Source organism: Metabacillus indicus LMG 22858 (assembly GCF_000708755.2).
Lineage (GTDB): Bacteria > Bacillota > Bacilli > Bacillales > Bacillaceae > Bacillus_P > Bacillus_P indicus.
Window position 1 is genome coordinate 146,058 of the sequence record NZ_JGVU02000005.1, and the last position, 26,476, is coordinate 172,533.

At 46.5% G+C, this 26,476-nt stretch carries 22 protein-coding genes; 9 read left to right on the forward strand and 13 right to left on the reverse strand.

What is annotated here, in order from left to right; all coding sequences use genetic code 11:
* Positions 1-6 precede the first annotated feature (6 nt).
* From AZ46_RS13600 to AZ46_RS13625, 6 genes are all read right to left on the reverse strand, one after another.
* A complete protein-coding gene (locus tag AZ46_RS13600) occupies positions 7-1,950 on the reverse strand; it encodes an ABC transporter permease (RefSeq protein WP_029283049.1) in 1,944 nt (647 codons plus the stop codon).
* A complete protein-coding gene (locus tag AZ46_RS13605; protein ID WP_029283050.1) occupies positions 1,940-2,701 on the reverse strand; it encodes an ABC transporter ATP-binding protein in 762 nt (253 codons plus the stop codon). Before AZ46_RS13605 ends, AZ46_RS13600 begins: the two co-directional genes overlap by 11 nt.
* 101 nt (positions 2,702-2,802) lie before the next feature.
* Complete coding sequence (locus AZ46_RS13610) at positions 2,803-3,807, reverse strand: sensor histidine kinase (RefSeq protein ID WP_029283052.1); 1,005 nt, start codon at positions 3,805-3,807, stop codon at positions 2,803-2,805.
* Positions 3,804-4,493 carry a response regulator transcription factor gene (locus AZ46_RS13615; protein ID WP_029283054.1) on the reverse strand — a complete coding sequence of 230 codons (690 nt, stop codon included), beginning with the start codon at positions 4,491-4,493 and terminating at the stop codon, positions 3,804-3,806. Before AZ46_RS13615 ends, AZ46_RS13610 begins: the two co-directional genes overlap by 4 nt.
* A 101-nt stretch (positions 4,494-4,594) precedes the next feature.
* Positions 4,595-5,791, reverse strand: a complete 1,197-nt coding sequence (locus AZ46_RS13620; protein ID WP_029283057.1) for an MFS transporter — start codon at positions 5,789-5,791, stop codon at positions 4,595-4,597.
* Positions 5,792-5,802: 11 nt separating this feature from the next.
* The gene (locus AZ46_RS13625) at positions 5,803-6,231 is read right to left on the reverse strand and encodes a MarR family winged helix-turn-helix transcriptional regulator (RefSeq protein WP_081414217.1); all 429 of its coding nucleotides are present in this window, start codon (positions 6,229-6,231) and stop codon (positions 5,803-5,805) included.
* Positions 6,232-6,416: 185 nt separating this feature from the next.
* Between AZ46_RS13625 and htpG the strand changes: the two genes are divergently transcribed.
* Positions 6,417-8,297 (forward strand): molecular chaperone HtpG, encoded by a 1,881-nt coding sequence (gene htpG, locus AZ46_RS13630; RefSeq protein ID WP_029283061.1) that lies wholly within the window; start codon positions 6,417-6,419, stop codon positions 8,295-8,297.
* Positions 8,298-8,632: 335 nt separating this feature from the next.
* Positions 8,633-8,878 (forward strand): hypothetical protein, encoded by a 246-nt coding sequence (locus tag AZ46_RS13635; protein WP_029283063.1) that lies wholly within the window; start codon positions 8,633-8,635, stop codon positions 8,876-8,878.
* Positions 8,879-9,336: 458 nt separating this feature from the next.
* Here the strand turns inward: AZ46_RS13635 and AZ46_RS13645 are convergent, their stop codons facing one another.
* Genes AZ46_RS13645 through AZ46_RS13660 form a run of 4 tightly spaced genes read right to left on the reverse strand, consistent with a single transcriptional unit; the run spans position 9,337 to position 13,117 of the window.
* The gene (locus AZ46_RS13645) at positions 9,337-10,410 is read right to left on the reverse strand and encodes an ABC transporter substrate-binding protein (protein WP_029283067.1); all 1,074 of its coding nucleotides are present in this window, start codon (positions 10,408-10,410) and stop codon (positions 9,337-9,339) included.
* On the reverse strand, positions 10,407-11,210 hold the full coding sequence (locus tag AZ46_RS13650; RefSeq protein ID WP_029283069.1) for an ABC transporter permease: 804 nt from the start codon (positions 11,208-11,210) through the stop codon (positions 10,407-10,409). The genes AZ46_RS13645 and AZ46_RS13650 overlap by 4 nt, the downstream gene beginning before the upstream one ends.
* 1 nt (position 11,211) lies before the next feature.
* Complete coding sequence (locus AZ46_RS13655) at positions 11,212-12,015, reverse strand: ABC transporter permease (protein ID WP_029283071.1); 804 nt, start codon at positions 12,013-12,015, stop codon at positions 11,212-11,214.
* Positions 12,005-13,117 carry an ABC transporter ATP-binding protein gene (locus AZ46_RS13660; protein ID WP_029283073.1) on the reverse strand — a complete coding sequence of 371 codons (1,113 nt, stop codon included), beginning with the start codon at positions 13,115-13,117 and terminating at the stop codon, positions 12,005-12,007. The genes AZ46_RS13655 and AZ46_RS13660 overlap by 11 nt, the downstream gene beginning before the upstream one ends.
* A 281-nt stretch (positions 13,118-13,398) precedes the next feature.
* On the opposite strand from AZ46_RS13660, the gene AZ46_RS21010 reads away from it, so the two are divergent.
* Entirely contained in the window at positions 13,399-14,154 is a 756-nt protein-coding gene (locus AZ46_RS21010) for a peptidoglycan-binding domain-containing protein (RefSeq protein WP_051865545.1), read from the forward strand.
* 41 nt (positions 14,155-14,195) lie between these two features.
* On the opposite strand, the gene pepT is transcribed toward AZ46_RS21010, so the two are convergent.
* Together pepT and AZ46_RS13680 are read right to left on the reverse strand one after the other, a co-directional pair.
* Complete coding sequence (gene pepT / locus AZ46_RS13675; RefSeq protein WP_029283077.1) at positions 14,196-15,425, reverse strand: peptidase T; 1,230 nt, start codon at positions 15,423-15,425, stop codon at positions 14,196-14,198.
* 5 nt (positions 15,426-15,430) lie between these two features.
* The gene (locus tag AZ46_RS13680; protein WP_029283079.1) at positions 15,431-16,375 is read right to left on the reverse strand and encodes a Gfo/Idh/MocA family protein; all 945 of its coding nucleotides are present in this window, start codon (positions 16,373-16,375) and stop codon (positions 15,431-15,433) included.
* 124 nt (positions 16,376-16,499) lie between these two features.
* Between AZ46_RS13680 and AZ46_RS13685 the strand changes: the two genes are divergently transcribed.
* The 3 genes from AZ46_RS13685 (at position 16,500) to AZ46_RS13695 (ending at position 20,458) form a co-directional block, all read left to right on the forward strand.
* Complete coding sequence (locus tag AZ46_RS13685) at positions 16,500-17,108, forward strand: DNA-3-methyladenine glycosylase (protein WP_152554751.1); 609 nt, start codon at positions 16,500-16,502, stop codon at positions 17,106-17,108.
* Between the two features lie 463 nt (positions 17,109-17,571).
* Positions 17,572-18,264 (forward strand): response regulator transcription factor, encoded by a 693-nt coding sequence (locus AZ46_RS13690; protein WP_029283083.1) that lies wholly within the window; start codon positions 17,572-17,574, stop codon positions 18,262-18,264.
* Entirely contained in the window at positions 18,242-20,458 is a 2,217-nt protein-coding gene (locus AZ46_RS13695) for a sensor histidine kinase (protein WP_029283085.1), read from the forward strand. Before AZ46_RS13690 ends, AZ46_RS13695 begins: the two co-directional genes overlap by 23 nt.
* A 210-nt stretch (positions 20,459-20,668) precedes the next feature.
* On the opposite strand, the gene AZ46_RS13700 is transcribed toward AZ46_RS13695, so the two are convergent.
* Complete coding sequence (locus AZ46_RS13700; RefSeq protein WP_029283087.1) at positions 20,669-22,135, reverse strand: alpha-amylase; 1,467 nt, start codon at positions 22,133-22,135, stop codon at positions 20,669-20,671.
* Positions 22,136-22,341: 206 nt separating this feature from the next.
* On the opposite strand from AZ46_RS13700, the gene AZ46_RS13705 reads away from it, so the two are divergent.
* The 3 genes from AZ46_RS13705 to AZ46_RS13715 are packed head-to-tail and all read left to right on the forward strand — an operon-like array spanning position 22,342 to position 26,350.
* Entirely contained in the window at positions 22,342-23,880 is a 1,539-nt protein-coding gene (locus tag AZ46_RS13705) for an AbgT family transporter (RefSeq protein WP_029283089.1), read from the forward strand.
* Between the two features lie 14 nt (positions 23,881-23,894).
* Positions 23,895-25,178: a Zn-dependent hydrolase gene (locus AZ46_RS13710; RefSeq protein WP_029283091.1), complete on the forward strand. Its 1,284-nt coding sequence runs from the start codon at positions 23,895-23,897 to the stop codon at positions 25,176-25,178.
* Positions 25,179-25,189: 11 nt separating this feature from the next.
* Positions 25,190-26,350: a TerD domain-containing protein gene (locus AZ46_RS13715; RefSeq protein ID WP_029283093.1), complete on the forward strand. Its 1,161-nt coding sequence runs from the start codon at positions 25,190-25,192 to the stop codon at positions 26,348-26,350.
* Positions 26,351-26,476 lie beyond the last annotated feature (126 nt).

Consider the following 26,476-nt stretch of genomic DNA (forward strand, 5'->3'; position numbering starts at 1 on the left):
TTCTTCTTATAATGCTTCTTTAATCACTTTTTTAGAGTATAGGACAGACAGCACACCGAAGATTGAGTAGAGCATTGTGTAAAGGGCCATTACAATGATCATCGGTGTCCAAACTTCGGCCCCGAAGATGAACCAGCCGGACTGAACAGCGAAATAGCTGTGGAGCAGGCCGATTACAAGCGGAATGCCGAAGCTGAAAAGCTGTTTTGCGCGCAGGCCTTTCAGCAGGTCTCCCTGTGTAAAGCCGAGCTTGCGCAGAATCGTGTAGCTTGGCTGTTCTTCTTCGCTTTCGCCCATTTGTTTAAAGTACAGAATGCATCCTGATGTGACAAGGAATGAAAGGCCAAGGAAGCCTACTATGAACATGGCAAGACCCATGTTGCGCTTTTGGGTGTTGAGTGTTTCAAGCTGGGAGTCATTAGGGGCATCTTCTCCAAGCTTCATCGATACGAAAAGGTCATTGGCGCTTTTTAGCTCTTCTTTGTCCGAAATGTTCACAGCGATGTAAAAGGATTCAGGGAGCTGGATCTCTGGATTTTTATCACTTTTCAGCTGCTGAAAGACGGAATCATCGACAATGGCTGCCGGCAATCCGCCTGAGGTGAAGTACCAGAAGACGGGAGCTTCTTTTTCCATTCCCAAATACGTTTGCGGGATTTCACTTGTTTTTCCGAGAAATGTAACCTTTCCGCTGTCATCAAGCGGCATGAATTTCTGCAGCAGGTCACTGTAGCCGGAAAAGAGGGTTTCTTCCTTTGAAAGCTCTTTGCCGGCTGCAGCATCGCTTATGACAGCCAGTACCATCTTACTCGGTTCATAGTTAATCTCTTCAATGTTCGATGTGAATATATCAGAGATATCCACCCCTGCCATCACAATTTCAATAGAGGACGTATCATAAGCGATCCCCGCATCATCCAGAGCTTTTTCAAATTGCGCGGCATGTTCGCCGTTTGAAAAAGCAAAATCGTCCGGCACTTGATTCTGTGCTGTTTTTTCAGCTGAGTAGTAGGAGATATAGCTTAATGACAGCAGCCCAATCGCAAGAGCTGAGACGGTTGTGATAATGGTTAAAAGCAGGGCGTTTGATTTCATCCGGAACATGATGGATGAGAGTGAAAGGACTTCATCAACCTTCAGGTATCCGTCTTTTTTCTTTCGGATCAGATGGAAAAGAAAGCTGACAGACCCTTTGTAAAAGAAGTAGGTTCCCAAAATAACGGAGCCTAAAATGAAAATCATCGCCATGAAAAGGCCGGTTGTCGATTTGAAGTCTCCGCCGAATAGTCTGGAGGAAACATAGTACCCTGCAGCAATCATGGCGATGCCTAAAAGACCAATAATGATTTCAACTGCGGTCATTTTCTTCACTTTCTCTTCTGCTGATGAAAGCACTCTAAAGAGCGAGAGAATGCTCTGTCTTTTAATAAAAAGATAGTTCATCAGCATAATCAGCGTGTAAATGACTGTAAAGACAATCAGCGTCTGTACGAGGGCCTCACTCGAAAAGTGAAGCTTTGCCACATCATCTGTCCCTGTAATTTTGAAGAGAATCATCATCACCAGCTTGGAGATGGCAAATCCGGCAAAAATACCAAGGGCAAGTGAACCGAAATACAGCATGAAGTTTTCAGCGGTCAGCAGCCGGAAGATTTTATGTTTTGTCATCCCGATCAGCTGAAACAGCCCGATTTCTTTGCTGCGGCGCTTAATGAAAATGTTATTGGCGTAGAGCAAAAAGATCGTGACAATAGCAATTAACAGAACAGAGGCTGATTTAATCGCCGCCCCTCCCTTGATGGAGCCTTCAACCGCATCCATAGATGGGTCATACTGGAGGGTGACGAATGAAAAATACAGCGCCACGCTGAAAAGAAGCGCGAAAATGTACAGGTAATAGTTTTTCAGGTTCTTCTTGAAATTTTTAAAAATCAGCTGATTAACGCTCATCCTGCACACCGCCCAGAACGCCCTGCGTTTTCATAATGTCTTTAAAGAAATCCTGCCTTGATTGTCCGCCCTTGTTCAGCTGTGTGTAGATCTGCCCGTCCTTAATAAAGATGACGCGGCTGCAGTAGCTCGCCGCAGCGGGGTCGTGCGTGACCATGACGATGGTCGCTTTGCGCTTGGCGTTCAGATCTGTCAGTTTATTAAGCAGATCGGCAGCTGATTTGCTGTCAAGTGCTCCGGTCGGTTCATCCGCAAAAATGATGCTCGGTTCGTGTATAAATGCGCGGGCTGCGGATGTGCGCTGTTTTTGACCGCCTGAAATTTCGTTTGGGTATTTGTCCTTCAATTCGGCAATGCCAAGCTCGTTTGCAAGAATATCAAACCGCTGATCTGCTTCCTTCTTGGGTACGTTTGAAATAGAAAGCGGAAGAAGGATGTTTTCTTTCACAGTTAAGGTGTCGAGCAGGTTGTATTCCTGAAAAATAAACCCGAGATGGTGCTTCCGGAATTCAGCCAGCTGCTTTTCCTTCATGCCTGTCATCTCTTTGTTCTCGATGCGGATGGTGCCGCCGCTTACTTTATCAATAGAAGAGAGCACGTTCAAAAGCGTGGTTTTGCCGGAGCCGGATGCTCCCATGATGCTCACGAACTCACCCTCTGAAATCGAAAGGTCAATGCCTTTCAGCACGTCTTGTTTATTAAACTTGTTACCATAGCTTTTCTGAAGTTTGGCTGCTTCTAAAATGGCCATTGTGTGTTCCTCCTCTTTAATCGATACCTTTAGTATAAAAAGGGGAAAGCATCTTTTCCTTTTATTGTGCGAACAAATAAAGAAAGCATGTGACATTGTTGTCACATGCTCATGACAGCTGCGAAATCGTTCTTTTTCGGAAAGGAGAGAGTAAAGACGGTTTCCTGACCCGGGACAGAAGCTGCTTGGATCTCAATCAGGAGCGGAGCAGCCGCTTTTTTGGCCAAATAAAGGCCCATTCCGGTCGCCGCCTGATCCTGATGATTGGCGGTGGACGTAAACCCTTTGTCAAAAATCCGTGGAAGGTCTCTCGCCTCAATGCCTCTGCCATAATCCCTGATTTCAAGCTTGGCGTTTCCATGTTCGAGATAGCTCCGGATCTCAATGTCAGACGCCTCGCTGTATTTCACCGCATTCGTCAGGATCTGCCTCAGGATAAACGCAAACCATTTTGCATCTGTGAGCACGTCCCGCTGCTGGAGCTCAATGTCAAAGCCAATGCCCTTTTGGATGCACCAGGCCTGAAGGGTTTTCAGCTCGCTGAAGAGAACATCTTCAAGGTCGATCATCTCAATATATAGATCGTTTTCAATGAATGGGATCCGCTTTTGATGGAGCTGCTGGTCGAGCAGCAGGTGAATGCGGAGCCACTCATAGGTTAAATTCGTTTTCGTCTGTCCGTCCTCCATCCGTTCAATCATCAGGTGCATCGCCGTCAGCGGCGTTTTTACCTCATGAATCCAGGACAGGAGATCATCTTTTTCCTGCTGGAGAGAGATGTAATGGCGCTGCGCGTCTTTCTTCAGGAGCCCGGTGTGATCAACCAGCGTCTCCTCAACCAGCTCTTCAAAAGGACTTCCTGGTGCTGGAATGCTTGTCACATCCAGATTTTTTTCCCTTTCCTGAAGCGCTTTAAAAAAGGCCGTTTCTTTCTGATAGCGGACAGCCAGGAACACAAGAAAAGACAGAAGGGATAAAAAGACGATGTACAATACGCTCTTAAACGGGACCGCATTGTCTATAAACGAGATAAAAAGGAACAGAAGATGGATGAACAGGTAAAAGAGAATCCAGCTTAAGCGCTCTTTCAGAAAAACACGGATCATAGAATTTCCTCTTCCAGGGCCACATAGCCCTGTCCCACTTTCGTTTCGATAAACCGTCCGAGCCCAATATCCTCAAGGCGCTTCCTCAGCCTGTTCACATTAACCGTCAGCGTGTTGTCGCTGATAAACCGCTTATCATCCCAGAGGCTGTTGATCAGCTTATCCCTGCTCACAATCTTATTTTTCTGTTCAATTAACAGCTTCAAGATGAACATTTCATTCTTTGTGAGCTCGACGGTCCCTTGCTCATTCGTAACGGAATTCCGCTCATAATCAACCGCAGCACCGCACCACGTCTTGAGGTGAACCTGTTCCGTGCTGTAGTTATAAACCCTCCGCAGGATGGCCTGGATTTTCGCGATCAGCACATCAAAGTGAAAGGGCTTCTGGACAAAGTCATCCGCTCCAAGCTGCATCGACATCACCATATCTGTCGGATGATCCCGTGAGGATAAAAAAATGATCGGGACATTGGAATGAGACCGGATCATCCGGCACCAGTGAAACCCGTCAAACTTCGGCAGCTGAATGTCAATAATCACAAGATCCGGCTTCACTTCCGAGAAATCCTGCATCACCCTGCTGAAGTCGGTTATGCCGTATACGTCGTACGACCATTGATTCAGTCGGTCTTTTATTTCCGTGAAAAGAGAAAGGTCATCTTCAATTAATAATAGTTTAAACAACTGCCTCACCACTCAGGATAGATTTCAGATACTTCAAGTTTATAGCAAATTTTGGACATTTTCCATCATGCAAAAAAAAGACACCCCATAAAGGGTGCCCGTTAAAGAGATGCCTGAACCTCAGCAGGTGAAGCGTGCTCTTTTTTTCCATGAAGCATGTAGTAAAGCCCAATGCTGAGAATGACGGCAAATCCGAGGATTACGTAAAGCGTGCTGTAGCCTGTAACCGGAATGACGAACCCGAGAAGGTAAGGCCCAAACCCGAGTCCTGCATCTAAAAAGATGAAGAATGTGGACGTGGCAAGCCCCATCCGGTGCGGAGGCGTCAGTTTAACCGCAATCGCCTGCGTGGCTGACTGCATATTGCCGAATCCGAGTCCGATCAAAACGCCGGAGAGAAGAAACACCGTGCTCGTGCTCGCCGTGCTTAGAAGGAACAGCCCGGCAGCAAACAGCACAAACGCCGGATACATAACGTAATTCGCTCCTTTTTGATCAAGCAGCCTGCCGGTGAACGGACGCGATACAAGAACAGCCGCGGCATAAACGATGAAAAAGAAGCTCGCTGTGCTGACAAGGTCAATGTCCATCGCATAAAAGTTGATAAAAGACAGAACGCTTGAATAGCAGAACGCGACCGCCAGTGTAATAAATGCAATCGGCAGTGCCCGGGGCTCAACAAAGCTTGAGAGGCTGAACCCTTTAACGGCCGCATGCTTGGGCTGACCGGCAAGTGGCGGAATCGTTAAGGAAAAGGCAATCAGCAGGCTGAGAACGCCAAGCGCGACACAAAATGTGAAGATTGTCTGAAAGCTCGCGTGCTGGCTCAAATAAAGACCGATAAACGGCCCAATCGCTGTAGCAAGCGTCGCACTCATGCTGTAATACCCGATTCCTTCCCCTTTTCTTGAGGCAGGAATAATCTGTGCCACAATCGTTCCCGTCGCTGTACTTGCCATGCCCAGGGTAATCCCATGCAGAAGACGGTTAGCTAAAAGGAACCCGAGTCCAAGCTCAAAAAAGTAAAAAGAAGTGGTGATCGTAAAGAGAATCAGCCCGGTATAAAGAATTTTTCTCCGGCTGAAGCTTGCGATCAGCCTGCCGATGAACAGCCTGCCGATCAGAGCTCCGATGATGAAAATACCAGTCACAAGACCGGCTTCACTTGTTGAAGCATGATATTCATCCACCGCAAACACCGCGATGGTGACCATTAATAAGTAAAAAATCAGGGTTAGGAAAAAATTAATGGACGAAACAACGATAAAGTCCTTCGTCCACAGTCTGTCTTTATTCAAATGACTTCACCTTACTCTCTAATATTTTTCCGGATGTCTTCCATCACCCGGATGCATGCGAGCTGCTCTTCTTCTGAAATGCCTTTAAGAATGTCCAGCTCATATTCATCAATTGTGATCCGCACCTTCGCATACAGCTTCTTCCCTTCCTCAGTCAGCTGCATCCGTTTCTCTCGTTTATCTTTTCCGGCAACCTGTTCCACATAGTTCAGCTCTTCAAGCTTGCTGATGGTCCTTGTCACAGTCGGCTTTTCAACGCCCTGATAGCCGGCAAGCTCAACAAGTGTCGCCGTCCCGTAATTGGACAAATAATGAAGAACCGACCACTGCGCCCTGTATAAATCATGCTTCGCAAGCTCCAGGTTCAGCCTGTTTTCAAACGGTCTGTATAAAAGCAGAAGCTGCTGAAAAAATTTCTGATACGTTTTTATGGAAAACACCCCGCTTAAAATAGTTACCTTAGATAACAGTTATCCTAAGTAACTAATATAGCAGAGAAAATCAGCCGTGTAAACCGGATTGCTCGGTTTGATTGTTGACATGAAACGGGAATATATGTTATTTATTTAGTGGGTTAGCACTCTAAGGTGATGAGTGCTAAAAAAGCTGAAAGGAGATTTTTAATATGGCAAAAATGCAGTTTAAAGCAGAATCTAAGAGATTATTAGACATGATGATCAACTCGATCTACTCCCAGAAAGAAATCTTTTTGCGCGAGCTGATCTCAAACGCAAGTGATGCGATTGATAAAATCTACTACAAGGCATTAACAGATGACAGCCTGTCATTTGATCAGAGCAGCTATTACATAAAAGTGAGCGCGGATAAGGAAAAGCGCACCCTTACGATTGCCGATACAGGAATCGGAATGACGAAAGAGGAGCTTGAAAACAATCTCGGAACCATCGCACAGAGCGGTTCTCTTGCATTCAAAAGCGAAAATGAACTGAAGGACGGGCATGACATCATCGGCCAGTTCGGGGTAGGATTCTATTCAGCATTTATGGTTGCGGATGCGATTACGGTTACAACGAAGACAATCGGCGCAAGCGAAGCATACAGATGGCATTCTGACGGTGCAGACGGCTATACAATCGAGCCGTGCGAAAAAGAGGAAGTAGGCACGGAAATCATCCTCAGCATCAAGCAGAACACAGAAGAGGATTCATATGATGAATTTTTGGAAGAGTACCGCTTGAAGGCCATCATTAAAAAGTACTCGGACTTTATCCGCTACCCGATTAAGATGGATTCAACGGTCAGCAAGAAAAAAGACGGCAGCGAAGATGAGTTTGAAGAGACGGTCGAAGAGCAGACGATCAACAGCATGGTGCCGATCTGGAGAAAAAATAAAAACGAGCTCACGGATGAAGATTACGAGAATTTCTATCACGAAAAGCATTACGGCTTTGATAAGCCGCTTAAGCATATCCACATCAGCGTCGACGGTGCTGTGCGCTACAATGCCATTCTCTACATTCCGGAGCAGATTCCGTATGACTACTACTCCAAAGAGTTTGAAAAGGGGCTTGAGCTTTACTCCAACGGGGTGCTGATTATGGAAAAATGCTCGGATCTGCTTCCTGACTATTTCTCTTTTGTCAAAGGAATGGTTGATTCAGAGGACCTGTCACTGAACATTTCACGCGAGATCCTGCAGCAGGACCGCCAGCTGAAGCTCATTGCGAAAAACATTAAAAACAAGATTAAGAGCCAGCTTCAAACCCTGCTGAAAGATGAGCGCGAAAAATATGAGGCGTTCTACAAGTCGTTTGGCAGACAGCTGAAGTACGGTGTGTACAGTGATTTCGGAGCGAACAAAGAAGACCTTCAAAATCTTCTCATGTTCTACTCATCAAAAGAGAAAAAGCTGATCACACTTGATGAGTACGCAGCTGCGATGCCAGAAGGCCAGCCGCACATTTACTACGCAGCAGGCGAAAGCCACGAGCGTCTAGAAAAGCTTCCGCAAACGGAAGTTGTGGCAGATAAAGGCTATGATATCCTCTATTTCACTGACGAAGTTGATGAATTCGCGATCCGCATGCTCATGTCTTATAAAGAAAAAGAATTCAAGTCGATCTCAAGCGGAGACCTCGGCATTGAATCAGATGACAGCGACAAGAGCACAGAGACTGACGAACAGGACAGCAAAGAGCTGTTTGAAGAGATGAAAACAATCCTCGGCGGCAAAGTAAAAGACGTCCGCATCTCAAAGCGTCTGAAAAGCCACCCTGTCTGCATCGCGACAGAAGGCGAAGTCACAACCGAAATGGAAAAAATCCTGAAAGCCATGCCGAACAGCCAGAACATCAAGGCCGAAAAAATCCTTGAAATCAACAGCAGCCACGACGTCTTTGCCTCGCTGAAAGATGCGCACGCAAACGACAAAGAAAAATTGGCCCTGTACACAAACCTCCTCTTCAACCAGGCCCTCCTGATCGAAGGACTGACAATCGAAGATCCGGTAGAGTTTACAAACGATATCTGCAAGATTATGGTGTAAATATAGCAAGCCGGCAGGGACCAAGTGGTTCCTGCCGGTTTTTTATTTGGGTGTGGAGGATTTGCGCAGGTAATGATTTAGCTGATTTTCGCAGCTCAGGGCCGCAAATCAACTGACAATTGGTCAAGAAATTGCTAGAAAAAGAGGTGTTTTGTGTTTGTAGAGAGTTCGAGTCGTACTTTACGAAACGAGTATGAAATAGAGTTTTCCTTCATTTGACAGATACTGCCCTTTTTTATAGGATAAGAAAAAGATCACTTTTTACTAAATGACATATACTAATAACACTTTCAGTTAAGGGTGGTGTTGGTGTGTCAAAAAGGAGGATTTCCCGTATGAGACAAAAAACTTCTTTTAATACAATTGCCAGCCGCAGGGCAGCTCGCATGAATGCAAATTGTACTAAGAGGAACTTTCGAAACGGCAGTGCTGCGCTAAGAAAATTGAATGAAAAACTTGCAGCCTCGATTGATTTTGATTCAATTACATCTAAGCAGGAACCACTAATAATTGGTGAAGGCGGCATAGTGGAAAATTTTAACCCGCAAAATCCATCTCACAAAAAATGGATGGATGATTAATTGAAGCCGGGTGAAATATATGATATCGTCTTCCCCTTTGATCCTCCTGATCATGGATACAAACTTCGCCCTGCTCTTATTTTGAAGGTTGATAACGGACAAGCTCTTGCTGTTGCGATTAAAATAACAGGCACCGGCCCCAAACCACAATTCCCTCACAGAATTCCAATCACATTCTGGAACTACGCAAACCTTTCTAAAATGTCGTATGCCCAGATAGATTCCCAAACCCTCCTAAATATTCAGCATTTGCCTGCTTTTCGGGGCAACATGCATCCTTCAGATTTAAATAGAGTTCTGACTTCCTATTTAATGCTCCATTCTAAGTGATGTTTCAGGTTCATAGAAGTATATCTGGCCTATTCTTCAAGTTCTTTTTATAACTTCCACAAGCTCACATCAACTAATCCACAAGAAAAAACGCCATTCCCCAGAATGGCGCCTCTCCTAAATAATCTTTACTTCGGATGCATCTTAAATTTCAAAAACAGCTCATTGTAATAAGCGAGATTCTTTTTCCCAAGGTTTTCGTACACTTCCAGTTTTTCCGTCAGTTCAGGCGGAGGATAGAAGCGTTCGTCGCTGACCATGTCCTCGGGCATGTATTTCAGTGCCTCTTTGTTTGGAGTGGAGTAGCTTACGTACTCTGTGTTTTCCGCAGCCACTTCGGCATCAAGCATGAAGTTTATGAATTGATGAGCCGCTTCCACGTTCTTTGCTGTTTTCGGGATGACCATGTTGTCGAACCAGAGATTTGATCCTTCTTCAGGTACAACGTACTCCAGGTCTTCGTTTTCATACATGATTTCAGATGCAACACCTGACCACACAAGACCGATGGCAGCCTCCTGGTTTTCAAGGAGCATCCGGCTTTCATCCCCGACAACCGCTTTAACATTCGGAGTAAGGGTATCAAGCTTCCGTTTAGCTTCCTCGAGGTGCTCCGGGTTTGTATCATTCAGGGAATAGCCAAGGCTGTTCAGCCCCATCCCCATGACTTCACGCGCACCGTCAATCAGGAGAATCTGGTTTTTCAGCTCGGGATCCCAAAGGTCGTTCCAGCTCTCGATTTTCTTCCCGCCGATCATGGACGGGTTGTAGACGATGCCGACTGTTCCCCAGAAATAAGGAATGGAGTACTTGTTTTCAGGGTCAAACGGCAAATCCATAAAGCGCTGGTCAATATTTTTCAAGTTCGGAAGCTTTGAGTGATCAAGCGGGATCAGCAAATCTTCCTGACGCATTTTATCAATCATATATTCAGACGGAACGGCAATGTCGTACGTCGTCCCGCCCTGTTCAATTTTCGTCATCATGGCTTCATTCGAATCGAATGTTTCATAAATGACCTTGATGCCGGTTTCCTTTTCAAAGCGGTCAACTAAATCCGAATTGATGTAGTCCCCCCAGTTGAAAATGGTCAGGGTGTTGCCGCTTGAATATCCCTGAGAGGAATTCAGCTCAGAGATGGTATATAAAAGAATGCCGGAAACGAGTGCGATCGCTATAAAGACGCGAACCAGCTTCTTCATTTTTTAACCCCCCATCCGTTTTGTCTGTTCCGCTGGGTGATGAAGTAGTAAACGATAACAAGCAGAACGGTGAACAGGAACAGCAGGGTGGACAGCGCGTTGATGTTCAGTGCGATGCCGCGCCGTGCAAGGGAATAAATTTCAACGGAAAGAGTCGTAAATCCGTTCCCCGTCACGAAAAAGGTTACCGCAAAGTCATCAAGCGAAAACGTCAGGGCCATAAAGAACCCTGCAAAAATACCGGGTGTGATGAACGGAAGGACAACCTTTGTCATCACATTCCATCTGCTTGCACCAAGGTCGCGTGCTGCATCAAGCAGTGTCGGGCTCATCTCCATCAGCTTCGGCAGCACCATCAGGACCACAATCGGTACGCTGAAGGCGATGTGTGAAAGAAGAACAGAGTAAAAGCCGAGCTTGATTCCCGCCATCGTGAACAAGATCAGGAATGATGCACCGATGATTACGTCAGGGCTTACAATCAGGACGTTATTGAGTGAAAGCAGCGTATTTTTGGTCTGCCTGCTTTTAAACGAGTGGATTGCAAGAGCACCCATGACCCCGATAATCGTTGAAATCAAAGCGGACAACAGCGCGATGACAAGCGTGTTCAGCACAATGATCAGCAGCCTTGTATCGGAGAAAAGCTCTTTATACCAGTCAAGCGTGAAGCTTTCAAAATTGTACATCGTGCCGCCGCTATTGAACGAGTAAAACACAAGGAAGAAGATCGGCGTGTACAAAATCATGAAAATCAGCACTAAAAAGATGCGTGACAAAGGGGATATTTTTTTATCCAACTTACATACCCCGCTTTCTGTTTCCAGTAAGGAAAATAATCAGGAACATAAAGATAATCAGGAAAACCGCAATGGTCGAACCCATTCCCCAGTCCTGCGTAACAAGGAAATGCTGCTCAATCGCCGTTCCGAGCGTAATGACCCGGTTTCCGGCAATCAGCCTTGTCAGCATGAACAGGGACAGGGCCGGGATGAACACAAGCTGGCAGCCTGCCTTCACGCCGTCAATCGTAAGCGGAAAAATGACTCTCCGGAAAGCAGTCCAGCTTGATGCACCAAGGTCCCTCGCTGCATCGAGCAAAGTCGGGTTCAGCTCATTCAGAGAGTTGAAAATCGGCAGAATCATAAACGGGATGAAAATATAAACAGAAACAAAGATAAAGCTGAAATCTGTAAACAGCAGCTGCTGAGAGCCGATTCCGACCGCATCAAGGAAGCTGTTGGCCACACCGTACGTTCCGAATATCCCAAGAAACGCATAGGCCTTCAAAAGAAGGTTGATCCATGAAGGAACAATGATCAGCAGCAGCCATAAATGCTTATGCTTCGTATAGGTAAGCAAATAAGCCGTCGGATACGAAATCAGCAGAGATAGAGCCGTTATTAAAAACGCATACCAGAAGGAGCTGAGCGTCATTTTCAAATACACAGGTGTAAAGAAATTCTGGTAATTGGCAAGCGATAAGTTGCCTTCGATATCAATAAATGAGTAGTAAAGAACAAGAACAATCGGCGCGATAACAAAAAGAGCGATCCATAGTGCATAAGGAACCATGTACAAATTGCGGGTCAGCTTATTTTCCATGCTCTTCTCCGTCTTCATAAGCTTCAAGCCGCTTATCGAATTCTTCTTCTGTTTCATTAAATCTCATGACATGAATGGCTTCGGGATCAAAATAAAGACCGATCTCATCCCCGACAACCGCTTTTTTCGTCGAGTGAACGAGCCACTCATTCCCGTCGCCGTCGTAGCTGCTTATCTCATAATGAACACCGCGGAAGAGCTGGGAATCTACGCGCACCTGCAGCTTGCCCCGCTCTTTCGACGTGATTTCAAGATCCTCGGGACGGATGACAATTTCGATCGGTTCGTTCGGATTAAGACCCTGGTCGACACACTCAAATTGTTTGCCCGTAAACTCCACAAGGTAATCTTCTACCATCGTGCCGCTGACTATATTGGACTCTCCGATGAAATCGGCTACGAACCGGTTGATCGGCTCATCATAAATGTCTGTAGGCGTCCCGCTCTGCTGAATCTTCCCTTTATCCAAAACGAAGATTTCATCGGACATGGCGAGTGCTTCTTCCTGGTCATGTGTGACAAAGATAAAAGTGATGCCGAGGCGCTGCTGAAGCTCGCGGAGCTCATACTGCATTTCCGTACGCAGCTTCAAATCAAGGGCAGAAAGCGGTTCATCCAGAAGAATGACCTCAGGCTCGTTGACGATCGCACGCGCGATTGCAACACGTTGGCGCTGTCCGCCTGACATCTCCTTAATCTCGCGGTTTTCATAGCCGTCAAGGTTAACGAAGCTTAACGCTTCCTTCACTTTTGATTTGATGTCAGCGCTGTTCATTTTTTTTATGCGAAGGCCAAATGCCACATTTTCAAAAACATTCAAGTGAGGAAAAAGAGCATAATCCTGAAAAACAGTATTCACCTGACGTTTATTGGCAGGTACATCGTTGATTTTTTTGCCGTTAAAAAGGATCTCGCCTTCAGACGCTTCAGTGAATCCGGCGATAAGCCTCAGGATTGTCGTCTTCCCGCAGCCCGATGGACCGAGCAGGGTGTAAAACTTTCCGCGCTCAATCTCAAAGCTGACATTGTTAAGGACAGCAGTGTCATGATCGTATTGCTTCGTGACCTGCTTAAACTGAATAATGGTGTTTGTCATGATCATTCTCCCTCTTCGTCTGCTCACGCGCAGAGCAGGTATCTATATAAAATACGAAAAAACGTTCATTTACAGCGGGTATATACGTGAATAATTATACATGAAAGGACACAAGTATATCCAAATTGGGAATTGTAAGCCACATATGACATTATGAACTCATTTTGAGGCGACCGCAAGGAAATATGTCAAGCTTCTTCCATGAAATAATTTCAAATTCAGTGCACAATCCGCCCGCTTTTGGGGATAGTAAGGATTGTTAAAAAATCAGAAATGGAAGGTGTTTTATGTTCACAAAAAAATCAGCAGTTAAAAAAGCAGTCAGCAGTATTTTATTAGCTCTTATCCTATTAGTCGGCATGCCTCTTTCCGGCTCTGCAGTCGGTAAAGGAGCAAGCGGATCTGATGTATCTGTCATTCAGGGGATGCTTAAATCAGTAGGAAGCTATTCCGGAAAAATCACCGGTAAATATGACAGCGTGACAGTTCAGGGAGTGAAGTATTTTCAAAAGAGATACGGTCTGCCAGTAACCGGAGCTGTAGATGACAGAACATTCCAGTCTCTTCTATATGCGTACGCTAAAGTTAAAAATCTTTCTGGAGGCGGAGCGGGAGCAGGTAAAGGTGCAGGCAATGGCGGAGGCCAGGGCGGCGGAGCAGGAGCAGGTGAAGGAGGCGGCAATGGCGGAGGCCAGGGCGGCGGAGCAGGTGAAGGAGCCGGAGAAGGCGAAGGCCAGGGCGGCGGAACAGGTGAAGGAGCCGGAGAAGGCGAAGGCCAGGGCGGCGGAACAGGTGAAGAAGCCGGAGAAGAAGAAGGCCAGGGTGAAGAACAAGGTGAGGCTGGCGAGGAAGAAGAGGAAAAAGAAGACGGAACGGAACAAGGTGAGCTAGAAGAAGAAAAAGGCACTGAGGAAGATGGCCAGGAACAGGAAGAAAAACAGCCGGCTGAAAAAGAAGGCAATGAGAAAGAGCCTGCAGGAGAAAAAGCACCTGAAAAGGCCGGAGAAAAAGAAAGTGAAGGAAAAGAAAACGGCAAGAATTAAAAAGAAGAACGCTTTGGAGCATGCTCCAAAGCGTTTTGTTATTATTCTGCCTGTTCTTCAAACAGCCTTGCAATCTCCATAATCACGTTAACCGACTTCAGCATGTTTTCAACAGAAATAAACTCGAACTTCCCGTGGAAGTTTTCTCCGCCGGTAAAGATATTCGGTGTGGGAAGTCCCATGTAGGAAAGCTGGGAACCGTCCGTGCCGCCGCGTATCGGTTCAACAACAGGCCGGATGTCCAGGTTTTCCATAGCTTGGTCCGCAATGTCAACAATGTGTTTAACCGGCTCTACCTTTTCTCTCATGTTGTAATACTGATCGTTCATATCGAGCAGGACGCGGTCGCTTCCGTATTTTTCTTTCAGTTTGGCAACGGCGTCTGCCATCGTTTGTTTTTTCTGCAGAAAGGCCTCTTTGTCAAAGTCCCGGATAATATAGCTCAGTTTTGTCTGCTCCACATCTCCGCTGAAGGATAGAAGGTGGAAGAACCCCTCGTATCCCTCAGTAAGCTCAGGCGCTTCCGCGGCTGGCAGCATGTTTTGCAGCTCCATGCCGATTTTGATGGAGTTGACCATTTTTCCTTTGGCCGTTCCAGGGTGAATGTTCGTTCCTTTAATGGTGATGGATGCACCGGCTGCACTGAAGCTTTCATACTGAAGCTCTCCAAGAGGACCGCCGTCCACTGTATAAGCGTACTTGGCATCAAAAGCTGCAACGTCGAACTTGTGGGGGCCGCGGCCAATTTCTTCATCAGGTGTAAAGGCAACTCTGATGCGGCCGTGCTTGATATCTGGGTTTTTCACCAAATAATCCATAGCTGTCATGATCTCGGCGATGCCTGCTTTGTTATCTGCCCCGAGAAGAGTCGTGCCGTCCGTCGTAATCAGAGTGTGGCCCTTATAGTTTTCAAGATTCGGGAAATCCTTTGGAGAGAGGGTAACGTCACCGTTTAACGCAATGTCCCCTCCCTCATAGTTTTCGTGAATCTGAGGGTTCACATTTTTCCCTGTAAAATCAGTAGCTGTATCTGTGTGCGCCAGGAATCCGATTGTCGGAACATCCTTGTCTGTATTGGCCGGAAGTGTCGCCATCACATAACCGAACTCGTCCATAGCGGCATCTTCGAGTCCGATTGCCTTCAGTTCTTCCACAAGTTTTTTCCCGAGTGTAAGCTGTCCTTCCGTTGACGGGCAGGATTCATTGCTGTCATTTGATTGAGTGTCGATCTTTACATAGGAAGTAAAACGTTCAATTATTTCTTGTTTCATAGTTATCACTCTCCTCTTAATTGTTCCAAAACCATTTGAGCATGAAGCCCTTCGTGAAAGTCTGCAAGATTTGCTTTTTCTCCTTTGAGCGCTTTTGTGAGCTCCAAAACAAGTGAGCCGGTCAGACTCTCGTCTGCTTCAATCGGCAGCACTTTTTCCCCAAGCTTTCCGCCTTCGAGATCAGCCCAGTTGAGCAGGGATAGTGTTCCCTCTGTCCCGTAGGCAGTAAAGCGGATTTCTTCGTCTCCGGCAATCCCGCTCAGTCCGTCTATAACAACGGGTGTACCGTCTTCAAGCTCTAGCCTGGCAATGATGCCGATTTCGCATGAGTTCGGATCTTCGGGGTATTGAACGGACTTGTCCAAAACAGTAACAGGTCCGAAGATCCTTTGAATTTGATGGATGTAATGAACCCCGACTTCAAGCACAAACCCTCCCTGCTCTTTGCCCGCAACCCACTCATTTTGCTGCCACGGCCGCGGCCATGCAGGAAAATGCATCTTAAGCTCAAGTCGTCTGGGCTTTCCTATATAGCCTTTTTTTATTAGCGAGGCGAAGGTGCTGCTGCCGGCACTGTACAGCAGAGGGAAATTCATGGCATGAACGATGCCTTTTTCATCAGCCAGTGCTGCCAGACTTTCCGCTTCCTCAAGCGAGTTTGCCAGCGGCTTTTCACAGAGTACATGTTTTCCCGCAAGCATCACATCTGCTGCAATCCGGTGATGGTATTTCGGCGGAACGGCTATGTAGACCAGGTCGACATCTGCTTCTTTCAAAAGAAGAACATGGTCAGTAAATGACAGAACGTCTCCTATTTTTTCTGATGTTTCACGTGTAACGTCAGGATTCCTGTCGCAAATAGCTGAAATTTTGATTTCCGGATGATTGATAAAGTTGCTCAATACGCGTTGTCCGATGGCCCCTAAGCCGATAATGGCTGCCTGTATCATATCCTGTCCCCTTTGCTGATTACTGATAATTAATTATATTAAGAAAAATGGGGTTCAGTAAAGCTTGAAGCAATCTTCATCTTTTGGGTATGGTAAGAGAGACAGATGGATGGAGGGAAGAAATATGGAATTTGAACCGGTAGAATCATCGTTTTTCCTGATGCCGACACTTCAGCTTGCAGAGGAGCTGCTGGGGAAAATTCTCGTGAAAGAAACGGCTGAAGGAACAGCTGCAGGCATCATCATCGAAACGGAAGCCTATATCGGGCCGGGAGACCGGGCAGCCCACAGCTTTAATAACCGCCGGACAGCCAGAACGGAAGTAATGTTTGGCCCCGCTGGATACGCCTACACCTACGTTATGCATACTCATTGTCTCGTGAACGTTGTGAGCGGGGAAAAAGATGCTCCTGAAGCCGTGCTGATCCGGGCAGTCGAGCCGGTCACCGGAGAAGAGCTGATGAAAAAAAGACGCCCCGGAGCTAAAAGAAACCAGGACCTGACAAACGGACCAGGCAAACTCACGAAAGCACTTGGAATCACAATGGCGGATTACGGCCATCCGCTGTGGGAGAGCCCATTATATATTGCAGAAGGTATTAGACCGCACGGAATTTCAGCGGGGCCCCGCATCGGCATTGACAACAGCGGAGAGGCAGTGGAGTATCCATGGAGATTCCGGGTGAGCGGAAACCCTTATATATCGGGGACGAAAAAGAATAATCAGAGCTGAGAGTCCCTTTTTGGGGGCTTTTTTTAATGGAATGTTATTTAGAGCTTTCAATAAAGTTGATTGCAGCGGAAGTCACTTGACTCCTGCGGGATGAAGAGGGCACTGAAGATCCCGCAAGCGCAGCGAGGAAGCTTCAGGCACTCCCCGCGGAAAGCAAGTGACTGGAGCGAAAGGGAACGGGTAGGATTTGGGATCTAGATTCAACACAAAAACAGCCCTGCCATTAAAAAGAGTTAAGAAGTATTGTCAAGCTAAAGAAGGAATCGTTTCCGGCACTCCCCGGAAAAGCATATGACTGTAGCGGAAAGGAACGTGTTCAGCCGATACCAGGACTTCTTTATACAAAACAGCAAGATTCTTAAGGAATTCTTAAACATTCCACTGACTGCCTATTAAGAATTTCCAATTACACTATAGTTATTCAACTGGTTTAGCTATACTTTTGAAAGGAGCGTGAGAAAAAATGACAAATTACAACGTACTGGTCGTAGATGATGAAAAAGAAATCCGCGATGCGATAGAAATCTACCTTAAAAACGAAAACATAACCGTCATCAAGGCGAAAGACGGCGTCGAAGCCCTTGAAAAACTGAATGAACAGCAGATCCATCTTATTCTGCTGGATATTATGATGCCGCGTCTTGACGGTATTTCCACAACCTTTAAAATCCGCGAGAAAAAGAACATACCGATCATTATTTTAAGTGCGAAAAGCGAAGATACCGATAAAATTCTTGGCCTGCAGGTCGGAGCGGATGATTATGTGACAAAGCCGTTCAACCCGATGGAGCTGATTGCGAGAGTCAAATCCCAGCTTCGCCGCTTTGTGACGCTAGGCACGTATGAAGGTGCACATAAAACCGTTGATTTGAACGGACTGACCCTGGATCAATCAGCCAAAGAAGTAACGGTAAACGGCGAGAATGTCAAGCTGACCCGGATTGAATACAGCATTGTCGAGCTGCTGATGCTGAATGCGGGCCGCGTGTTCTCCATTAATGAAATTTACGAGCGCGTATGGAATGAGCCGGGCTACAACGCCGAAAAAACGGTTGCTGTCCATATCCGCAAAATCAGGGAGAAGATTGAGATCGATCCTAAAAATCCTAGATATTTAAAGGTGGTATGGGGAATTGGGTACAAAATGGAGAAGTAGTCTGGCGTTTTTTTTCATCATCATGATGCTGACCTACGGAATCAGCGGGGTTTTTACCGGTATAGCCAATGGAGATAAATACTTATTCAAAAACTATTTTCAATCTGTTGAATATCAGGAACGTGTAAACTACTTTGCGAATCTTTTAAGCTTATATGAACTGAACGGCCTGACAAAAGAAGAAGCCAAAAAGAATATCAACGTTTCTGCGGAAGAGATTGAGGAACACCGCTACAGATACGGAAGTTTAAGCGAGCAGATCATGAATATTGAAGGACAGTATGATTCGGATATTTCAGCTGCCAAGGAAAACGGCAACACCGAAGTTGAAAAAGTCCTGACGGAAGAAAAGAATAAAAAGATTGCGGATATCACTAAGAATTTCAAAGATGATGAGCATGTCAGGGAAAAGATTCTGGCAGATAAACAGAAAGAAATTGACCGGTTTTTTGAAGAAAATTATAAATATACTCAGGCTGAATATGAAGCCAATAAAGATTTGTTTGTCTATTATTTAAAAAGCATCAATTCAGAAGAGGTTTATACAAACCTTCCATTATCCGCCAAGGATGATCCAAAAGCATTCTTTACTAAAAAAGACATGTACCATGTTGAGAACTATTCGGGAGCAAGAGGATATATTTATGCGACTGACGGTTTCAACTATTTCGGCAGCGGAGAATTTTTGAATTCATTTGATGGCCTTCAGGAAAAGAAATTCACCGGCCAGATTGCCCTGCCTAAAAACGCACCGTCAGACAGTGAAGTGATGATCGAGCTTCGTGATTTTCAAAAATCACAGACGATCTACTATGTCCACTCTATAAGCGGAGTGCTGGCGCTGTTGATCAGTGTTCTTCTTTTAAGAAGACGCCGTCTGTTTGATCCGATTCTGAAAAGCGTCTGGTCTGACAGATACAACCGTCTGCCGCTGGATGTCAGGTTTGTGCTTGCCGGAATTGCGTTTATCGGAAGTATGTTTTCCTTGTTTGGAGTAATCGACTACTATCCGTTCCGCTATGGATACGAATGGCTCTATTCCTTTATCTTTCTGATTTTGGGAGCATGCTTCATCTCTGCCCTGATCATTCAATCCTTCCTTCTTGTTCACCAAATGAAAAACGAAGGAAATCTGAAAAAAGAATGGAAAACGACTCTTCTTTACAGATTGTCAAAAGCGGTTGCAGATGCTTTTCTGATTCAGAAGGTCGGTATTCAGCTGGTCATTCTGCTTGGCATTGTATTTGGGTTTGGTATTGGAGTCGTTGCCGTTCTTTTTGAGCCTGCCTTTGTGCTCATTTACGTTCCTGCTTTCATCCTGATCGGTATTCCGGCAGTGCTGTTTATGTTCAAGCGCATCGGCTATTTTAATCAGATTGTCGCAAACTCAAATGAGATTATGCTCGGCAATCTGGAAACAGACCTTCCTGTAAAAGGGAAATCAGCACTGGCTGCACTTGCGTCAAATATGAATGCTTTAAAGCACGGCGTAAAAACGTCGCAGCAGAAGCAGGTGAAAAGCGAGCGTCTGAAAACGGAGCTGATTACAAATGTCAGCCATGATCTCAGAACACCGCTCACTTCGATTATCAGCTACACCGATCTTTTGAAAAATCCTGCTTTAACCGAGGATGAAAGAGCTTCCTATATAGAAATCATTGACCGCAAGTCCCAACGCCTGAAGATTCTGATTGAAGATTTATTCGAAGCTTCAAAAATGGCAAGCGGCAGCATTGAGCTCATCAAACAGAAGGTTGACGTCTCCCAGCTTCTGCAGCAGGCGCTTGCCGAGTACAACGAAGCGATCAGTGAATCAGGTCTGCATTTTCGGGTAACATATCCGGATGAACCGGTGTATGCGGTAGTCGATGGGCAGAAAATGTGGAGAGTGTTTGAAAATCTGCTCGGAAATATTCTTAAATACTCCATGGAAAACACGCGCGTTTATATCACCATGAAGCAGTCAGGCAGCCAGGCGGTCATCTCGTTTAAAAACGTGACAAAATACGAGCTGAGCGAGAACACGGATGAGCTGTTTGAACGGTTCAAGCGCGGGGATTCATCACGTCATACAGAAGGATCCGGTCTTGGCCTGACGATTGCCAAATCGATAGTCGATTTGCATGGTGGCCAGCTTGAGATTGATGTTGATGGCGATCTTTTCAAGGTAACGATGATTTTGGACGCGGTTTAGCACGAAGATCTGCAGCATTTTTATTGGAAATTAGCTCAGTTGGGCCGCAGAGATACATTTACTTGAAAAAATCCACGTCTTACTTGAAAAAGAATCAGCGTTACTTGAAAAACAAGGCACATTACTTGTCGGGCATACAGATTTACTTGAATTTTTCCAAATCTCATCCAAAAAACAGCCGATCTCAAGAGAGACCGGCTGTTTTTATATTTATTCTACATCTTCTTCTGGACGCGCCCAAACAGATACACTCTGCCCATTCACAGGGAAAACCGCAAAGCCGTCTTCCTCAATGGTAATGTGCTCTTCGCGCGTGCCGGTCATGTCGACCCATACCTCGCCTGCATGGTGTTCACCGACGCACATGTGTTTTTCACCGTCGTCTCCGTTTGAAATGACGACCGCACAGCCGGAACGCTCAAATTCATCCACACCGCGTCTCACCCAGCCGATGGTGTTCGGATGATCGAAGTAATCCTCCTGCTCGCCGTAGGCTCTCGTTCGTCTCACATAAAGGAGCGGGTCAATCGCTTCCCTTTTTCCTTCCACAGGGTTGTCCCCGTCAATTCCGTAATAATCTCCGTAGAAAACACACGGGTAGCCGTGTTCGCGGAGCAGGATCAGCGCGTAGGCACTTTGTTTAAACCAGTCCTCTACCCATGATTCAAGCGCTTCATCCGGCTGGGAATCATGATTATCAACAAATGTGACCGCATGATTCGGGTGGGATCCTACAAGCGTATCCTCAAAGATTGTTGAGAGGTCAAAATCCTTCCCTGCCTGCGAAGCTTCATGAAGCTTGTAATGAAGAGACACATCAAAGAGACTCATATTGTAATTGATTTTATCCAGGAAATCCTGGCATGCCTTTAAGTCGGACTTCCAGAACTCCCCGACAAAAAAGAAGTCATCGCCGCGGTCTTCATACAGTTCTTCTGCGAACCTGTGAACAAATTCATGGTTGATGTGCTTGATCGCATCGAGTCTGTAGCCGTTGCAGTTCAGCGTATCCGCCAGCCACTTGCCCCATGAAATCATCTCATCCTGAACGTCCTGATTGTCATAATCAAGGTTTGCAAACATCAGATAGTCATAGTTTCCAAACTCGCTGTCGACATTGTCATTCCAGTCTTTGTTGTCCCCGACGATTTTGAATACACCGATTTTATCATTTTTTGCATCATAGTCTGTCCCGTTAAAATGCTCGAAATTCCATTCGAAATCAGAATACTTTCCCTTTCTTCCGGGGAAGGTGAATTTCGTCCAGCCTTCAATATTTTTAGGTTTGGACAGCTCTTCTGTCCGGTTTTCCCGGTCCACTTCAATGGCTTTAAACAGCTCGGTTTCATCCGCCCCGGCCTTGTGGTTCATGACGAGGTCCACGTATACGTTAATGCCGACATTATGGCACGCTTCAATGGCGGCGATCAGCTCTTTTTTCAGGCCGTATTTTGTACGGACGCTGCCTTTTTGATTAAATTCGCCGAGATCATACAGATCATAGACGCCGTATCCGACATCATCCCCGGACTGCCCTTTTGTTACCGGCGGAATCCAGACAGAGTCAATGCCCCTTTCCTTCAGCTCAGGCGCAAGCTCCTTCAGTCTGTTCCAATGTGTGCCGGTTGGCCTTACATGCCATTCAAAAAACTGCATCATCGTGTGATTCTGTTCCATCCCGAATTCCCCTTTTCTTGTGTTGTATCTGTTATCCTACTTTCTACCCTATATTTTTGAAAATGAAGCAGAATTTTTCAAAAAGAATATGCTCGCCTGCGGGACAAGGGATTAAGCGCTTCCGAAAAGGCTTTTTAAGGTTGCGCAAACAGAAGAAAACTTTATAATAAGAAATATTAAAATTTTCAGTATTCAGGAGGGTGTCTATGGAACCAATCACATCATCAGTGCAAAACAGGAAGAACCGCGGCATCTTTAACCGAATGCTTGACGGAGTAGAAAAAGCGGGGAACAAACTTCCCGACCCGGTCACCCTGTTTATTTTATTTGCGGTGATCGTTATTCTCGCCTCACATCTTGCATCTGTACTGGGTGTTAAGGCAGTTAACCCTGCCACAAAAGAAACGGTGGAGGCTGTCAGTCTTCTGACGAAAGAAGGCTTTCAGAAAATCATGACGAATATGGTGAAAAATTTCGCGGAATTCCCGCCGCTTGGCCTTGTGCTCGTGACCATGATCGGTGTTGGGCTTGCAGAAGGAGTTGGATTGATTTCAGCCCTCCTTCGAAAGCTTGTGCTCGGAGCACCAAAGGGGATCATTACGTTTTCTATCGTATTTGCAGGTCTTCTTGCCAATATGGCAGGGGATGCAGGATTTATCGTGCTGCCTCCGATCGCCGCGCTTGTTTTCATGAGTGTAGGAAGACATCCAATTGCAGGTATGGTCGTCGCTTACGCTTCTGTTGCAGGAGGATTCAGTGCGAACTTAATTGTGAATATGCTTGATGCCCTGCTTGCAGGCTTCACACAGTCAGCAGCCGAGATTGTTGATCCGGACTTTCAGACCAATCCTGCGATGAACTGGTATTTCCTTGCAGGGTCATGTTTGTTCTTCGTTCCGCTTGCCATCTGGGTGACAGAAAAGGTTGTAGAACCGCGTCTGCCTGAATACAAAGGACCGCGTATGCCGATGGACAAGCTGTCGCCTGAGGAAGCGAAAGGGCTCCGCTATGCGGGTGCTGCCACACTTGTTTTCCTGCTGCTTGTTGCTGTCACCATCGTTCCTGAAAACGGCTGGCTGCGCGGTGAAAACGGTGCGGTCATTACATCACCATTTATGAATTCCCTTGTGCCGATCATCATGGGTCTCTTCCTGTTCCCGGCCCTTGCCTATGGCATAGCCACGAAATCGATTCAGTCGGATAAAGATATCGCACAGGAAATCGCTAAATCATTAGGCACAATGGGAATGTATATGGCAATCGCCTTTTTCGCGGCCCAGTTTATTGCCTATTTCAACTGGAGCAACTTAGGAATCATCATGGCCATCTCGGGAGCAGATTTGCTAAAGGGCCTCGGACTTACCGGCCTGCCGCTGCTGATAGGGTTTATCCTGTTTTGCGGTACGCTGAACCTGTTCATCGCCAGCGCATCGGCTAAATGGGCCATTGTAGGGCCGGTATTTGTTCCGATGTTTATGCTTCTCGGGTATGATCCTGCATTCACACAAGTGGCTTACCGGATCGGGGACAGCATCACGAACCCGATCACGCCGATGTTTGCCTACTTCGCCATTTTGCTTGCCGGTGCCAAGAAGTTTGATAAAAACATGGGTCTCGGTTCCCTTATCTCCGTGATGCTTCCGTACACAATCTTTTTCGGAATCGCCTGGATCCTGTTCTTTATCGCCTGGTACTACCTCGGCATTCCGCTCGGTCCGGGTGCAGACATTCATTTAAATAACTGATAGGAGCTGAGCGCATGTTTTCAAAAGAACGACTGCTGAAGGAACTGGATCAGACCCCTTCTTATGAAGGAATTGATCCTCTGGAGCTTGCAGAAAAACTGTCTGCCCTTTTTGAAATAGGAAAAACACCAGAAGGCGGAGTTACAAGATTTCCTTATACAGATGAAGAAAACAAAGCAAAAGCGCTGTTTCGTTCCTGGATGGAGGAAGCAGGTCTTGAGGTGAAAGAGGATGCTGTGGGCAACCTGTTTGGAACCCTCCGCGGAACGTCGCCTGAGCTTCCCGTTGTGATGACAGGCTCCCACCTCGACAGCGTGCCGAACGGAGGGGCATTTGACGGTCCGCTCGGCTGCCTGAGCAGCCTGCTTGCCATGAAGGCCATTGCAAAAAACGGCAAACATAAGCGCTCCATTGAACTCGCGGTTTTTGTGGATGAAGAAGGAGCCAGGTTTAAAAACGGCATTTTCGGCAGCAGGGCGATGATGGGGGAAGCGGGCCCCGAGGATTACAAAACCTTTCACGATGAACAGGGCAGCTCTTTATATGATGAAATGATCCGGAACGGCCATCAGCCTGACAGGATAGCTGAGGATGTGAGAGCTCCTGAAGAAATCTATGCCTTTCTCGAGCTTCACATCGAGCAGGGAAAGCGGCTTGAATCAGAAGGGAATGACATTGGCGTTGTCAGCGGCATTGCCGGTCCTTCCTGGACATCCTTCACGTTTATCGGCGAAACCGACCACGCAGGTAACACGCCGATGGAATTCCGAAAGGATACAGTAGCCGCGGCAGCCGAATTGATTCTGGCTGTTGAAAAAATGCCCCGAAGATTCAGCGAAACAGCGGTTGCGACAGTCGGCAAACTGAACGTTTTTCCAAACGGCACAAACGTGATTTCCGGCCGGACAGAAGCAGTGGCTGATATAAGGGATATCGACCGTGAGGCCCGGGATGCTGTGATACAATCAATGAAGGAAGCCGCACAGACCATTGCAGAATCCCGCGGTTTGACAGTTGAAATCAGAGACGGCATTTCCATTGCGCCGGTCATTGTCCCGGATGACATTCAGGACATCATCCGGCAAGCGGCAGAAAAAAGCGGCCTTTCGACGCTCTCACTGCCGAGCGGTGCAGGGCATGATGCAATGACACTTGGAAAATACGTTCCATCTGGTATGATTTTTGTGCCGAGCCAAAACGGAAAAAGCCACTCTCCTGAAGAGTGGACCTCTCTGCCGGACTGTATAAAAGGGGTGCAGACAGTAAAAGAATCCCTTTTACAGCTTGCAGATAAATAGGAGGAGAAAACGTGCTTGTACAAAGGGGACAAAAAGCGGATGTCACGAAAGGAAAACAGATTGACCGTCTGACTGTCAGACTGGGCTTTCAATCAGCAAATCCGGACATGGAAATTGACGGAGCGGCTTTTCTGCTGGGGGAAAAAGGCACATGCGGACAGGATGAGGATTTTATTTTTTACGGACAGCAGCTCAGCCGAAACAGAGCAGTGGAGCATTCTGCAGGAAGCGGAGGAAGTCAGGAAGAAGTGAAGATCTCCCTCTCCTCTATCCCAGACGATGTCCGGAAAATCGCGTTTACACTAACTATTCACGAAGGCGCTGAACGCGGCCATCATTTTAAAGATGTGAGCGGCATTTATCTTCAGGTTGAAGACGCCTCCGGTGCTGAGCTTATCCGATTTGAATGCGGAGAAGAGCTTTCGCTTGAAACGGCCATTGTGGCAGGTGAGCTTTATGCGCATAATGGAGAATGGAAATTCAGCGCCATCGGCAGCGGCTTTCACAATGGACTGGAAGGATTGTGCGCAAACTTCGGCATTGAGGTAAAAGACGAGCCGCAGGAAGAAGCAGCAGCCGCCATAGAGGAACCGCCTCCTAAAGAGCCCGAACCCGTCCAGCCCCTTAAGATCAATCTTGAAAAAAAGCAGACCGTTTCCATCAAAAAATCAGCCAGAGTTACAACTGTCCTCAAATGGGACAGCAAAAAAGACCTCGACCTCTACTGCTTTTACGTCCTGAAAAACGGTGAGTCCGGAAAAGTCTACTATAAGGAACTCGGCAAGGCGAACCAGGCACCTTTCATCACGCTTGACGGCGATTCAAAACTAGCGGGCAGCGAAACGATCATCATTCATAAACCTGAAGAGCTGCGCTACGCCCTTTTTGCCGCCTACAGCGCCATCTCAAATGGATTCGGCAGCTTTAAATCCATGAAAGCTCGGGCGGTCGTAGACAACCACCAGGGTCAGGTCGTCACAGCCCCTCTCTTTCACAAAAACTGGTTCGCTTACTGGGTCGCCATTGCCCACCTGGACTTCACGGATCCGTCCAGCATGAGCGTCAGCCACGTCGAAACCTATTCAAAAAGCGGATCCGAACGGTCCCCCATGCTTTATCCGGACGGCACCTTCAAAATGGACGAAGGCCCGATCGAATTCAAACGAAACTAAAGAAGAAAGTCCCATCCCGCATTTTAGGAACAATGCGGGATTTTCTCATTTCTGGAAAAAAGAGATAATAAAGGAGTTTCATCATACCTGCCACTGGGGAATTGGTATGTGTAAATTGTAAATTAA